This window comes from Acinetobacter pengchengensis (assembly GCF_982235305.1).
Map to the genome: position 1 here is coordinate 2,356,537 of NZ_CEVATJ010000001.1, position 14,420 is coordinate 2,370,956.

At 42.0% G+C, this 14,420-nt stretch carries 9 protein-coding genes; 6 read left to right on the forward strand and 3 right to left on the reverse strand.

All coding sequences use genetic code 11. The annotated features are described in order from the left end of the window. Positions 1–11 precede the first annotated feature (11 nt). Positions 12–2,078, reverse strand: a complete 2,067-nt coding sequence (locus AC0T5Z_RS11360) for a putative bifunctional diguanylate cyclase/phosphodiesterase (RefSeq protein ID WP_435336898.1) — start codon at positions 2,076–2,078, stop codon at positions 12–14. Positions 2,079–2,396: 318 nt separating this feature from the next. Beyond that, positions 2,397–4,601, reverse strand: coding sequence for a carboxy terminal-processing peptidase (locus AC0T5Z_RS11365; RefSeq protein ID WP_435336887.1), 2,205 nt, complete (start codon positions 4,599–4,601; stop codon positions 2,397–2,399). A 194-nt stretch (positions 4,602–4,795) separates the two neighbouring features. Here AC0T5Z_RS11365 and nagZ point away from each other — a divergent pair, with 194 nt between their 5' ends. Together nagZ and AC0T5Z_RS11375 are read left to right on the forward strand one after the other, a co-directional pair. Further along, entirely contained in the window at positions 4,796–5,899 is a 1,104-nt protein-coding gene (gene nagZ / locus AC0T5Z_RS11370) for a beta-N-acetylhexosaminidase (protein ID WP_291334315.1), read from the forward strand. A 245-nt stretch (positions 5,900–6,144) separates the two neighbouring features. After that, positions 6,145–7,035: a class I SAM-dependent methyltransferase gene (locus tag AC0T5Z_RS11375; protein ID WP_435336899.1), complete on the forward strand. Its 891-nt coding sequence runs from the start codon at positions 6,145–6,147 to the stop codon at positions 7,033–7,035. 62 nt (positions 7,036–7,097) lie between these two features. Here AC0T5Z_RS11375 and AC0T5Z_RS11380 read toward each other — a convergent pair whose 3' ends face one another. Further along, positions 7,098–8,432, reverse strand: a complete 1,335-nt coding sequence (locus AC0T5Z_RS11380; protein WP_435336888.1) for an alpha/beta fold hydrolase — start codon at positions 8,430–8,432, stop codon at positions 7,098–7,100. A 342-nt stretch (positions 8,433–8,774) separates the two neighbouring features. Here AC0T5Z_RS11380 and AC0T5Z_RS11385 point away from each other — a divergent pair, with 342 nt between their 5' ends. The 4 genes from AC0T5Z_RS11385 (at position 8,775) to pta (ending at position 14,390) form a co-directional block, all read left to right on the forward strand. Next, a complete protein-coding gene (locus AC0T5Z_RS11385; protein WP_291334313.1) occupies positions 8,775–10,040 on the forward strand; it encodes a glutamate-5-semialdehyde dehydrogenase in 1,266 nt (421 codons plus the stop codon). Positions 10,041–10,224: 184 nt separating this feature from the next. Further along, the gene (locus AC0T5Z_RS11390) at positions 10,225–10,635 is read left to right on the forward strand and encodes a hypothetical protein (RefSeq protein ID WP_019836819.1); all 411 of its coding nucleotides are present in this window, start codon (positions 10,225–10,227) and stop codon (positions 10,633–10,635) included. A 340-nt stretch (positions 10,636–10,975) separates the two neighbouring features. Beyond that, entirely contained in the window at positions 10,976–12,193 is a 1,218-nt protein-coding gene (locus tag AC0T5Z_RS11395) for an acetate/propionate family kinase (RefSeq protein ID WP_435336889.1), read from the forward strand. A gap of 55 nt (positions 12,194–12,248) precedes the next feature. Continuing rightward, complete coding sequence (gene pta, locus AC0T5Z_RS11400; protein WP_291334311.1) at positions 12,249–14,390, forward strand: phosphate acetyltransferase; 2,142 nt, start codon at positions 12,249–12,251, stop codon at positions 14,388–14,390. Positions 14,391–14,420 lie beyond the last annotated feature (30 nt).

Consider the following 14,420-nt stretch of genomic DNA (forward strand, 5'->3'; position numbering starts at 1 on the left):
TGATCGCTAACTTAAGTCGAATGTTTAAACAACTCTTCTAAATGCTCAACATCCATAGGTAAGCCCAATAAATAGCCCTGCAATTGCTGACAGCCTAAACGGGTTAAAATTTCAGCTTGTAACGGCGTTTCCACTCCTTCAGCAGTCACCGTCAAACCTAGTTTAATCGCCAACTGAATAATACTTTCTAAAATTAATTCTTCTTTGCTGTCCAAACGTAAGTCTAAAATAAAAGCACGGTCAATTTTCAACTCATCGACGGGCAATTTCTTCAAATACAAGAAACTCGAATGTCCTGTACCAAAATCATCAATCGCCAATTGAATCCCCATTTGACGCAAACGTTCAAAACTACGAATACTCGATTCAATATGATGCATTGCTGTACTTTCAGTCACTTCAATCATCAAGTGTTTAGGTTGAATCTCATAGCGTTTAAATAAGTTTTCTAAAGTAGAAAACAGGTGCTTATGTTCAAACTGCACTGCCGATAAATTCACAGCCACAGGAAATAACGGTGCGCCCAACCTTTCCCAAATTTGAATTTGTTTAAAGGCTTCTTCTAGCGCCCAATAGCCAATTTGAATAATCAAACCCGTTTTTTCAGCCCCTTTAATAAACATATTTGGGGTAAGTAAACCATGCACAGGGTGATACCAACGAATTAAAGCTTCTACACCACAAATTTTATGGTCAGCGGCTTTAAACTTTGGCTGATAGAACAGCTTAAATTGTTGTTGTTCAACTGCTTTATATAAATCATTAATCAACTTACTTTGGCTTCTAGCCTCAAGTAACTCCAGATCATAATTAAAGACTGAACTGGTGTTACGCCCCTGATATTTAGAGGTCAGCATAGCGGCATCGGCATTCATTAAAATATCTTGCAAATTGGTACCATGCTCTGGATACATGGCAATGCCAATACTGCCTGAAATATGAATGACCTTGCCCGCAATTAAAAAACCTTGCTGAATCAGTTCCAATATTTTTTCAGAAATGGCAGTGGCTTCGGCAATATCGGTATGTTCTATCACCAAAAGAAATTCATCACCACCAATTCTTAATAACTGGGTATTTTCACCCAAGTGGGATTGCACACGTTTCGACAGCTGAATCAGTAATTGATCGCCAACATGATGCCCAAATACGTCATTCACCGCCTTAAAGCGGTCTAAGTCAATATACAAAAACGCAATTTTAGTGTTTTTTTGCCGATGTTCAGAAAAAAGCAATTGTGCATATTCGGCCAAATATGAACGGTTAGGCAATTTGGTCAGGTTATCTTTGACTGCCTGATTGGCTAATTCTCGATTGGCCAAAGACAATTGTCTGCTTTTTTCTTCTAAGCGCAGTTCCAATAAAGATACGCCCACCGCAGCAGCAAAAATAAGACTGGTCACTAAAATGACCACCAACAAGGCTGACCCTTGCCCCATCTGGAAATGCCTTGATTGAGGCAACTCGGCTGTGGAGTAAAAATGCAATGCTTCCATGCCAATATAATGCATGGCAACAATGCTCAGACTCATGAGCACCGCAATGAAAATTTTATATTGTGCCTGACGCCGCAAGCTGTAATTCGAACGGAACATAAACCAAAAGGTAAATATTGCCCCACCAATCGCCACCAATACAGACAGTAAAACAATCGTAGGATCATAATAACTACGGTAACCTTCTACCTGAATTCCCATCATGCCCGTATAATGCATGCCTGAAATGCCCAACCCCATCAAAATGCCGCTGAGGATTAAACGTGCTATAGGCAAAGTCGATCGCGCAGTCAGCCAAACCGCAAACGTAGAGGCGATAAATGCAATAATAAAAGACAGGGTCGTAAAGCTAAGATCAAATTGATACGGTGCAGGTAATTGGCATGCCAATATGCCCACAAAGTGCATACTCCACACTGCCGCACCCAGCAGCAAACCACTCATGATTAATGCAATTTTTTTGAGTTGTTGTTGTACATTTTGAAACAGCATTTGCTCAACAGACACTGCAAAATAGCAGGCCAATACTGAGATTGCCACCGAGCCAATTAACAAGCTCAAATCATAATGTACATGCATAATTAGATGTATCCATACCTGTTATATTTTATTGCTTTTCGGTTACTCAATCTCACACTCTCTTATAAACAATAACTAAAAAGCAACCTGAACGACAGATTGATCCAACAAAGACTGCATTGCCTTTAGAATCTAATACAATTCCGCCTTGGTCAATAGTCAAATATTAATATCTCATCACGAAAGAATGGCAATTTTAAACTGCGTACAGCTGTCTAACTCAAAGCTATACACACATCTTGTCACTTTACTTTTCGCTTTAGAAAAAAAACCAGCAACTTTTAGTTGCTGGCTCTATTTGATTAAGGTTCTAAGATTGTTTTAAGGTTGATTCGGCTCAGAAACACTTTTTTGTAACATGGCATAGTCTTGCAAAACCTGTGCTGCTTCAATCACAAAAGCTTCCTCCTCAGGCAAAGCAGGGCGTTGTGCTGCCTTCATTTTGGCACGCGTTTCTGCCAAAGCATCAATGGATGCCTGATAGCTTTCCCAATTGGCAAATGGTTTCAAACCTGTTTCCTGACGGCGTTTGTTTTCAGCAGTCAAAGTTTGCTGCTCTAGTGCCATTAACTCGGCTCTGCGTTGTTCAATATCTAAAACAATGCTTTTGCGATCTTCAGCTTTTTTGGCAATTTGCTTACGTTGTTCTAAATATTGAAATTGTGGATCAAGCGTAACACGTTGCTGTGATAATTGACTTAATTTGGTGATATATGGCTGCACTGAGCCCTCACGCTTAAATGGCGCAGTTGGAATGGTATCCCATTTCAAGGCATTTTTAGCTTTACGCTCACCAAACTCATCATTGTAAATATCAACCAGTTTAATGTCTGGAATCACACCTTTGTTTTGAGTACTGCCGCCCGTAATACGGTAGAACTTACGTTGAGTTAAGGTCGCCTGACCATAGGCCAAGGAGTCAAGTTGTACCTGCGCTGTGCCTTTACCTGTGGTGGTACTACCAATCACAATCCCGCGTTGATAATCCTGAATTGCTGCAGAATAAATTTCACTAGCAGAGGCTGAAGCTAAGTTAATCATCACCGCCAATGGGCCTGCATAAGTCTGTGCACCGCCATCGTCATCTTCAAACACACTCACATTGCCATTGCCATCACGGATTTGCACCACAGGACCAGACTTAATCACTTGCCCGAGCATACGCGCCACTTCTTCGAGTGAACCGCCAGGATTGTTACGTAAATCGACAATAATCCCTGCGACATTTTTGGCCGCCAAACTTTTCAGGGCATTGTTGGTATCTTCCGACACCGAGCGATACTCATTACCTGCCCGACGCGCACGATAATTCAAATAAAACGATGGAATTTCAATCACACCATAGGTATAGGTTTGACCATCACGTTTGATGTCAATGGTCCGCGAACGAACTCCCGCATCTTCTTCTTGAATCACATCACGTATAATGGTGACATTACGCGCCTGATTCATGGCCGCACCTGCACCCAACAATCGTACAGTGACTTTGGTGCCGCGTTTACCGCGAATCAGCCCAACAATTTCATTGCTCGGCCAACCCACAACATCCACCATTTTTTCGCCATCTTGTGCCACACCAATAATGCGGTCACCCGATTTCACCTGCCCTGTTTTGCTGGCAGGGCCACCCTCAACAATGGTTTCAATTTTGGTGTAATCTTCATTGCCCCGTTCAGGACGAATCGACACCCCAATCCCTTCCAGCTGTAAAGTCGTTTGACGGTTTAGCTCCATCGCATCAACCGGCGGAAAGAAGTTACTATGCGGATCATAAGTCAGCATCATCGCATTTAAAGTTTTGTCCAGTACATCATCACTCTTTAAACGATTCATACGCTCTAACTGACGGGTATAACGTTTGGTTAACGTTTGCACTGGAGTCAAATCTTCAGGGCTAGCCAAATCTTGCCCATTGGTCAATTCGGGATTGTCTTTAATGGCTTTTTGTTTTGCTAATTCTTCTTCTTTGCTAATGGTCAGGTTAATGAGCTGTGACACTAGCATTTTTTGCCAGTGTGCACGCATTTCTGCTTCTGTTTTAAAGAACGGTGCTTTTTCACGATCTGTTTCAATACTGACATTTGGCTGTTTTAAATTTTGTGGTTTTTTCAGCTCTGCCAACATGAAATGATAAAACTGTTTTAAACGCTCACGATACTGTGCATGAATTTGATACGGCCCAGCCAAATTCCCTGCCTTTAAGGACGCACCAAAAGTTGGGGCATATTGTTTGCGGTATTGCTCAACTTCTTTAGCCAAAAACAAAGTATGGTCTGGGTCTAGACTGTCGATATAAAAATCAAAAATGCGCTGCGACGTCGCGGCATCTAAACGCTGATTTAAATAATGCTGACGATCGACCAAGGTCGCCAATTGACGCGAAACCAATGCTTGCTCCTGCGTCGGCACAATACTGTTAGCAACGACAGCGGTATTATTGGCTGCAATTGCCTCGTTAATGGCGTGAGAAAAGAAAAAACCGCCAGTTGCTATCGCAACCGCACAAGCGATGGTTTGAAGTTTCATAAAAATATTTACGTCCTTGGTTTTTGACCAATCTCTGCTTTTCACAATGAATTGAGCAGATTCAAAATCTTATACAACTTAATTTAGGTCTGTCGTGTAGTTTTATCATAATCTGTGCTGTCAAAATGTAGCAAATCATTGCAGAATTCAGGTATTGTTTTTTTATTGATAAAAATCGAATACGGACACCCAATATGATTGGCGCATTGATGCTCGACATCGCTGGCACAGAACTTACTCAAGAAGATATTGAACTATTAAGCGCTCCGCAAGTCGGTGGCGTGATTTTATTTGCCCGAAATATCCAATCTCCTGCGCAAGTACGCGATCTGACCGACCACATGCGTCAGGTGCGCCCTGATATTTTAATTGCAGTGGATCAGGAAGGCGGACGCGTACAACGCTTGAAACAAGGTTTTACCTTATTGCCTGCTATGGGCAGATTTGGCGAGTTATATCAAAGCGAACCTGAACGTGCCTTAGATTTAGTCGAAGAATGTGGCTGGTTGATGGCCACCGAAGTATTAGCAGTAGGCATTGATTTTAGTTTTGCGCCCGTTTTAGATCTAAATGGCGTCAGTGATGTAATTGGAGATCGCGCTTTTGCTGCTTGTCCTGCCAATATTATTGCTTTGGCAGATGCCTTTTTACGTGGAATGCATCATGCGGGAATGGCAACTACAGGCAAACACTTTCCTGGACACGGTTCAGTTAAAGCCGACTCTCACGTTGCTGCTGCGATAGATTCACGTTCTTTTGCCGAAATTCAGCAACAGGATATGCAAACCTTTCTGCAACTGCAGAATCAACTAGATGCTCTCATGCCTGCGCATGTCATTTATGATCAGGTCGATCCGAACCCTGCAGGTTTTTCTGAATTTTGGTTACAGCAAGTGCTTCGCAAAGACTTGGGCTATGATGGGGTACTTTTTTCAGATGATTTAAGCATGCAGGCCGCTTGTGTAGCAGGTGATGCCGATGCGCGTATTCATGCCGCTTTAGTCGCAGGTTGTGACATGGGACTGGTCTGCAACAATCGTGCAGCACAACGATTGGCTTTAAGTGCGATTACCGATTTACCCTTGCCTAATCAGACACGTTTAGAACGTATGCGCGGTAAAATCCCCGAACTCAGTACGGAGTTTAAGATTACTGATGTTTTGGATTTAGGCGATGAATGGCGAAGCGTCCGTGATCGTATCTTGGCATTTAAAGAACAAAGTGCCGCGCTACTGGCAGCGCAAACCAGTCACGACCCGACCAATTATTCAAGTAGCACTAAAAACGCTGCAACGTGAGACAGCCACAAACTAACCATACACCTGCACTTTTTTCACAGCATTTATACGACAAAGGAACACGACAGCGTGTTCCTTTTTGATTATGATGAACTTATTCTATTTTGAGTATATGCATGACACCGAAGCTTGAGTATCAAAGCATGCCTAAAAAGACAACGACCACCATTCAAACAATTAAGGTCTAGACGAAAATGACAAAAACACTCCTGAACAGCAAAATCGCAACAGAAAAAAGCACCGAAATGCATAACTCGGATGATAAACCAACTCACTCAGACACGACTGCATTGTCCAAACATCGACATATTTCTTTTACCGCACACTACACGGGATATATCTGGTATCAAATGGGGATTTCACATCCTGTATTTGCGACCCGTAAAGGCAAGTTTTTAGCCAAATTGGTACATCCTTTAGAAAACTGGGCAGAACGGCATGTAGGCGGCAGTATGCGCAGCACTCTCAAACAACGTCATCAAATGATTGATGCACACTTAACCACACTGATTCAGCAACATCCACAACTACAAGTGCTCGAAATTGCATCTGGACTGTCACCACGCAGCTGGAATTTTCGACAAAAATATCCTGAACTAAATTACCGTGAACTGGATTTGCCCGATATGGCGCAAATTAAAACCCAAGCGTTACGACAGATTGACCACGATGCACCTGAAGTGCTCACCGCCGATATTTTTAGTGACTCCTTTCAACAGGTTTTTGAATATTTTGATCACTCGCAGCCCTTGGTGCTTATTAGTGAGGGTTTAATTAACTATTTTACCAAAGACATGCTACATAAGCTGTTAAATGGCATGTGTAACTACACTCAAAACTTTCCAGAACTGCATTATTTAACCGACATTTACCCTGAACCCGTGAAGAATAAGCTCGCCAACTTTATTTGGAACTGCAGCCGATTATTGAAATTGATGTCACGCAGTGCTTTCACCTTCCACTTTCAATCTCCGCAGGAATTAACTCAATTTTTTCAAAGCGCAGGTTTTGAACAGGTGCAGCTAGAACAACCACAACTGTATTTTTCAAATACCTCTTTAGAAAAAACAACGACAGAACATTTAGGCGATTTAGTTTGGATGATTCATGCCTACAAAAAAAATAGCGTGGTTTAACACGCTATTTTTTTTTATTTGGTATGAACAATTTCAAACTCAGCCAATCATTGCACCGACTACTAACAGGCGTATTCCAAATTTTGCTTAGCCGCTTTTTGACGTTCCACATAACGTAACAAACGCTCTGCCACTTCAAAACTACCATGCTTAAATAATGCACGTAATTGTTGCCCTTGGCTTTCAAAAATTAAACATTCAATACCAAAACTGCCTTCTTCATCCTGTAATTCTAAGGCCATATCTCGTTCAAACTGTGCTGCCTGCGCCACCAACGCTGCATTTTCAAAATTAAGTAACACACCAAAGAAGTTTAAATCGACGATGTTTGTAGCGATTTTCAAATCAGAATGACGATATTGCAAATGACTTTGTGGATTTTGCACCCGAATACGCGCTTCACCACGACGTTCCATCTTCAACAACTGCGCACGTGTCATAGGAATAATGCCATCTAATTCCTGAATAGATTCATGGCTTAAAAAGGTCGCAAATAAATTCATGGTTTCTTTACGGCGCTGTAGTTGCGGCACATGATCTGCATTGGCAATCATAGCAAATTCCATATTCGGGCACTGTAAAGCGAAATTGGCATTTTCATGCGGTAGGGTAAAACTATCATATTGCCCACACGCCACCAAAACCTTACATTGCGGAATTGGCACATTGGTTAAACGCAGCAAACGGTTGCAGTTCACATCGTAACGATCTTGCTCTGTGGCGGTAAAGTCGGCCATTTGTCGGTAAAACAAACGCTTAGCAGTCGGAGACATGCGAGTTTGTTCCATTTTGGCATGATTGACCAAGTACAAAATCACCGCCTGACCAAACTCATCCATGCGCTGCTCTTTCATTAAATGCAGCGATTCTTCAAGCAACATGCGCCAACTTTTACGGGTCTTTTGCATAACCCCCATTAAAATCATGCGATCAATCAATTCAGGACGTTGATCTGCCAAACAAGATGCCACCACCGAACCCAATGACATGCCCATGACGGACACTTTATCTAAGCCGACAATATCCAACCAATTACCCAACATCTGACCTAAATCGTGCAGTTCCAGCGTTCCTGCCGACTCACCTGTTTCCACATTGCTCATTTGCTGATTGGCGCCCATAGATGGCATATCAATTAAAATAATTGGCCCTGCACGAAAAAGCTGTTCCACACAATATTTATATGAATTAAAGTTTTGGAATGCACCGCCAATAATCACAATTGGGGTTAGATGTGCGGTTTCTGGCTGAGCAATTGCCATGTATTCCACTTTCCAGCCATTGATCCAAGTGGTACGAGCGGGTTGTTTAAAGCTGTGTTTATCATAAATATCAAAAAAACAGAGATGCGAACTTGCGTCCTGTACATCCGTGTCCATCTGGATCATGGAATTCATATTCCTTACCCCCCATGCGCATTTTATTTTTATTGTGCAAGTGTTCGTCATTGAACGATTACCCACTTATCTGAATTAAAGTGGCATCCTGCTTATTGTTGTAAATGACATCAATGTCGTTATCGCATCATTCTATACAGGTGCTGATTTTATACGCAACATTTTCTATGACCGCTCATCTACTTTTAAAGTATAAAGCATTTCAAAATATTTATTTTAAAGATGAAAGCATTGAAAAATATTTAAAGATTGAACAATTTAGTCGATTTTCTACCGAGATGCTTCATTGTGCAGGCACAGACTGTTAATATCGAATTGAAATTTCTAAGTGATCAAACCGCTATGCAAGAGTCTATTGAACAATATATGCAAACGGTAGGACAACAAGCACGCCAAGCCTCTCGTGTCTTAGCAAGCGCTTCTACCCAATCTAAAAACAATGCGTTATCGGCTATTTATACGGCGTTGGAAAATAGCGAGTCCGCTATTCTAGCTGCCAACCAAATGGATATGACCAAAGGTCGTAACAACAACTTAGATAGCGCACTGCTTGATCGCTTAGAACTTAACCCCGCACGTTTTAAAGGCATGTTACAAGGTCTAAAAGATGTGATTGGCCTCATGGATCCAATTGGAGAAATTACTGATATGGCTTACCGTCCATCAGGTATTCAATTGGGTAAAATGCGGGTGCCACTAGGAGTGGTGGGCATGATTTACGAATCACGTCCCAACGTGACCCTAGAAGCGGCGTCTTTGGCGTTAAAGTCAGGCAATGCGATTATTTTACGTGGTGGTTCTGAAGCTCTGAAATCGAACCAAGCGATTGCTGCTGCAATTCAACACGGTTTAAAAACTTCGGGCTTGCCAGAAACATCTGTGCAAGTGATTAACACTTCAGATCGTGCTGCTGTTGGGCAATTAATTACCATGTCTGAATATGTAGATGTGATTGTGCCACGTGGCGGTAAAAGTCTGATTGAACGGATCAGCAATGAAGCACGTATTCCAGTGATTAAACATTTGGATGGTAACTGTCACGTATTTGTGGAAGCACAGGCCGATTTACAAAAAGCCCTGCCTATTGCTTTGAATGCAAAAACTCACCGTTATGGTGTCTGCAATGCGATGGAAACTTTGTTGGTCGATGAAGCTGTTGCTGCACAATTCTTGCCACGCATTGCCGAGCTGTATGCAGAAAAACAAGTCGAATTACGCGGCTGCCCTGCAACTCAAAAGATTTTAGGCACGACTGTCAAAACTGCCACAGAAGAAGACTGGTACACCGAATATCTAGGTCCAATTTTGGCGGTTAAAGTGGTTTCAGGCATAGATGAGGCGATTGAACATATCAATAAATATGGCTCACATCATACCGATGCCATTATTACTGAAAACTTTAGTTTAGCGCGTCAATTCTTGGCTGCAGTAGATTCAAGTTCAGTCATGATTAACGCTTCTACACGCTTTGCCGATGGTTTTGAATATGGTTTAGGCGCTGAAATTGGGATCTCTACCGATAAAATTCATACCCGTGGGCCTGTCGGTTTAGAAGGTTTAACCTCACAAAAATGGGTGGTGTTTGGTGATGGTCAAATCCGCCAATAAAATCAATCTGTAATTTTGTAATAGCCAAACATAATGTTCAGTTTCACAGTAAGCTGAACATTATTCAATTCTTTTGAACACACTATTTTAAGACACAGTTCGACTACACATTTCTACCCCCAGCTCACCTAAAATAGAAACACCATCACGATTAGAAAAATCATCAAAAAGAGTGGCGATGCTTATGTTTTATTATTTGATTATTAGTACCTTTGCTTTGGCTCTGCTGGTGTCATTCATTGTCATGCGTTTGTTTTCTAACTCCATCAATGCAATTTTGGCACGCATCATTCACGACCCAATTCATGAAGCATGGGCAAAGTACACTAAATTTGCAGGCATGGTGGTCGGTACATCTTCAGGCATTCGTATTTACGATATGGAAAAATACATTACGCCACTTACTTATGCCGAAAATGACAAAAGAATTGTGATTGAACTGACGCAAGAACGCTGGGTACTGGAAATTTACCGCACGATTATTGAAACCTTACAAGGCTTGGCGTGGATGATGTTGGTGTTTTTTATGGTGGCGCTGATTGCTTATGTGATTGTCCGTTGGTCAGAAATTAAATACGCTGCCAAATCAAAATAAACTGACAAAAGTTGAGGAAATAATTTAAAACAGTTTGCCACTCGCCTGCAGAATGAAGTGTGCTATGTTAAGACAATACAACAGGAATTAAGCAGAAATTTTAGACCATCATTTCATGGAAAAATGAAAGTTTCGGACTGATAAATTTTAATTATTTCTGATTTCATGGTCGATAATGCTTAAGTCTAATCTCCTAAAGTCTATCTAGGAGCAATAAAAAACCCATGATAAAACATACGTAATGATCAAGATTGCAACACAATAGATTGCCATTTGCCATATATTGCAATGCAGCTTGATTGACTAGGGATAACTTCAATTAGAATTCGGGTACATAAAAGTGACTACATCAGTATTAGTGATTAACTGCGGATCTTCTTCTATCAAATATGCGCTTGTATCTGAAAGCGTTGGGGATCGTATCTTTGGTTTGGCAGAAAATCTAGGTTCTGCTGATGCGCGCATTAAAGGCATTACCGCAGGTGGTGAGCCGCTCGAACTTTCTATTCCACATGCTGACCATGAAAAAGCATTGGAAACTATTCTTGGTCGCTTATCTCAATATAAGCCACAAGCCATTGGTCACCGCGTTGTACACGGCGGTACTTTAACCAAAGCAGAATTATTAACCGAAGAAATCGTACAACGTATTCGTGAAGCAACTCCGCTTGCACCTTTACACAACCCTGCACACTTGGTAGGTATTCAAGCAACAATGCGTTTGTTCCCTGAACTTCCACAAGTGGCTGTATTTGATACTGCATTCCACCAAACGATGCCTGCACATGCTTACCGTTATGCAGTACCTAAATTCCTATATACCGACCACAACGTACGTCGTTATGGCTTCCACGGCACAAGCCATGCATACGTTTCAGAGCGCGGTTCAGAGTTGGCTGGCAGCTTTAAACAAGGTGGCTGGTTAACTGCTCACTTAGGCAATGGTAGCTCGACTTGTGCAATTTGGAATGGTGAAAGCGTAGATACGTCTATGGGCTTAACCCCACTTGAAGGTTTGGTGATGGGTACGCGTAGTGGTGATGTAGACCCAAGCTTACACAGCTTCCTTGCAAGTAACTTAGGTTGGGATATTTACAAAATTGACAAAATGCTAAACAGTCAAAGTGGTTTACTTGGTTTGTCAGGCCTATCGAATGACATGCGTACCCTGATTGAAGCATCTGAACAAGGTAACGAAGATGCAACGCTTGCCATTGAAGTATTCTGCTACCGTTTAGCTAAATCTTTAGCTGCACTTAGCTGTGGTTTACCACGCTTAGATGGCTTATTCTTCACAGGCGGTATTGGCGAAAACTCTGCTTACATCCGTGAAAAAACGGTCGCTTACTTGCCACACTTCGGCTTTAACTTCAGTAAAGAACGCAATGACAGCTTAAAACGCGGTACCGAAGGTCGTATTGATGCAGGCACAGGTGGCCCACAAATTTGGGTTGTACCAACTGACGAAGAAGGCCGTATTGCGAAAGAAACTGCGCAAGTTGCAGAGGAGCTAAAGTCAGCTGCAAAAAAGTCTGAATGTGACGCTGCGATTGCTTAAGCAATCGTAGTGCTCAGCCACTTTCAATCAGTCCCTTTACGATCTAGAAAAAATTATGAAAACAATACTTTTGGTTCCTACAGAAATTGGTGTTGGTTTAACATCAGCATGTTTAGGTTTAATTTACGCTTTGGAATGCCAAGGTATAAAAGCTGGTTTCTTAAAACCATTTTCACAAGAATTACAGCCTGAAGCAGACCGCACGACGGCATTGTATCGTCATCTGTTCAAGCATGAAACGGTTGAACCAATTACTTATGCTGCGCTGACTGAGCGTTTAAAAAATGATGAAAATGACGAATTGCTTGAAGATGCAGTCCGTTTACATCGTGAAATTTCTAAACATCACGATATCATTATTGTAGAAGGGGTTTTACCAAACGGACGTGATCCATTTGCAACTGAATTAAATGCAAATTTGGCCAAAGCACTAGATGCGAAAGTCATTATTGTCAGCAATGCCGACATCAACAACCCCGTTAAAACAGCGTCAAAAGTAGACAATCAATTACGTTTCTTTGGTGGTGCGTCTGGTGAACGTACTGCGGGCGTATTGTTCATGCGTACCAAAGGTTTGCCAGAAGATTCTGCACAAATTCCTGTTACGCTTGATCCAAGTTTACGTTTAATTAGCGACACCAACCAGTTTGTCAGCAAAATTCAAACCACACATCCAATGATTGGTAAAGACTGCATGCCAGTGATTGGCTTAGTTCCTTTTAGCAACACTTTAAGTGTACCACGCATGTCTGATTTGGCTGCGCACATTTCAGCAGAATGGATTAACCAAGGTGAAGCAGCACAGCGTCGTGTATTACACAGCAGCTTAATTGCATCGAATATTGAACACGAAATGCATAAATTCGTAGCAGGCGAACTGATTATCAGTGGTTCTGACCGTGTCGATGTATTGCTTGCCAGTAGCTTAGCCAGCAGTAATGGTATTCCACTTGCAGGTTTGGTGTTAACTGAACAAAAAGCGCCAAGCGCACAAGCTTTAGAATTCTGCCAAGCGGCAATAAAAAATGGCTTGCCAATTTTACATACTAAGTTGAGCACATTTGAAACAGCGCAACAGTTGTTAAACCTTAGCAACGAAATTCCTGTAGATGATACTGAACGAGCAGAACAAGTTACCCGTTTTGTAGCTAGCCACATCAATCAAGAGTGGTTGTCTCATTTAATTAGCGATTCGTACAAACCACGGTTATCGCCTTCTGCGTTCCGTCATGAATTGGTGCAAAAATCAATCGCAGCTAAAAAACGTATCGTGCTTCCAGAGGGTGATGAGCCGCGTACCGTTCAAGCTGCAGCGATTTGTCAATCACGTGGTATTGCCCACTGCGTATTATTGGCAAAACCAGAAGCGGTGGTTGATGTTGCCAAAGCACGTGGTATAGAGCTTCCACACGACTTAGAAATCATTGATCCTGACTTGGTTCGTGAAAATTATGTCGAAAAAATGGTGGAAATGCGTAAAGGCAAACTCACTGAAGATCAAGCACGTGAACAGCTGCAAGACACTGTCGTCTTAGGTACGATGATGTTGGCACTTGATGAGGTTGATGGTTTGGTGTCTGGTGCTGTACATACGACAGCGAATACCGTTCGCCCTGCGTTCCAGCTCATTAAAACTGCACCTGAATATTCATTGGTATCTTCAATATTCTTTATGCTGTTACCTGATGAAGTCTATGTGTACGGTGACTGTGCGATTAACCCAGACCCAGATGCAGAACAATTGGCTGAAATTGCGATTCAGTCTGCAGACTCTGCAAAAGCGTTTGGTATTGACCCACGTATTGCCATGATTTCTTACTCAACGGGTACTTCAGGTGCAGGTGCTGACGTCGAAAAAGTTGCGAAAGCAACTGAAATTGCGAAACAACGTCGTCCTGACTTACTGATTGATGGTCCATTACAGTACGATGCGGCATCAGTTGAAAGTGTTGGTCGCTCTAAAGCACCGAACTCTCAAGTTGCAGGTCGTGCCAATGTATTCATCTTCCCTGACTTAAACACAGGTAATACGACGTATAAGGCAGTACAGCGTTCTGCCAATGTGGTGAGTGTTGGTCCAATGCTACAAGGCTTGAATAAGCCAGTGAATGACTTATCCCGCGGTGCATTGGTAGATGACATTGTGTTTACCATTGCATTGACTGCGATTCAGGCAGAGCAACAAGCAGCTCAATAATTCGTAAAGTTAAGTTTTACAAACCACCTG

Coding starts and splice junctions, on each gene's coding strand:
- AC0T5Z_RS11380 (WP_435336888.1), bottom strand. CDS start 8,432: ATGAATTCCATGATCCAGATGGACACGGATGTACAGGACGCAAGTTCG.
- pta (WP_291334311.1), top strand. CDS start 12,249: ATGAAAACAATACTTTTGGTTCCTACAGAAATTGGTGTTGGTTTAACA.
- nagZ (WP_291334315.1), top strand. CDS start 4,796: ATGATTGGCGCATTGATGCTCGACATCGCTGGCACAGAACTTACTCAA.
- AC0T5Z_RS11385 (WP_291334313.1), top strand. CDS start 8,775: ATGCAAGAGTCTATTGAACAATATATGCAAACGGTAGGACAACAAGCA.
- AC0T5Z_RS11390 (WP_019836819.1), top strand. CDS start 10,225: ATGTTTTATTATTTGATTATTAGTACCTTTGCTTTGGCTCTGCTGGTG.
- AC0T5Z_RS11375 (WP_435336899.1), top strand. CDS start 6,145: ATGCATAACTCGGATGATAAACCAACTCACTCAGACACGACTGCATTG.
- AC0T5Z_RS11365 (WP_435336887.1), bottom strand. CDS start 4,601: ATGAAACTTCAAACCATCGCTTGTGCGGTTGCGATAGCAACTGGCGGT.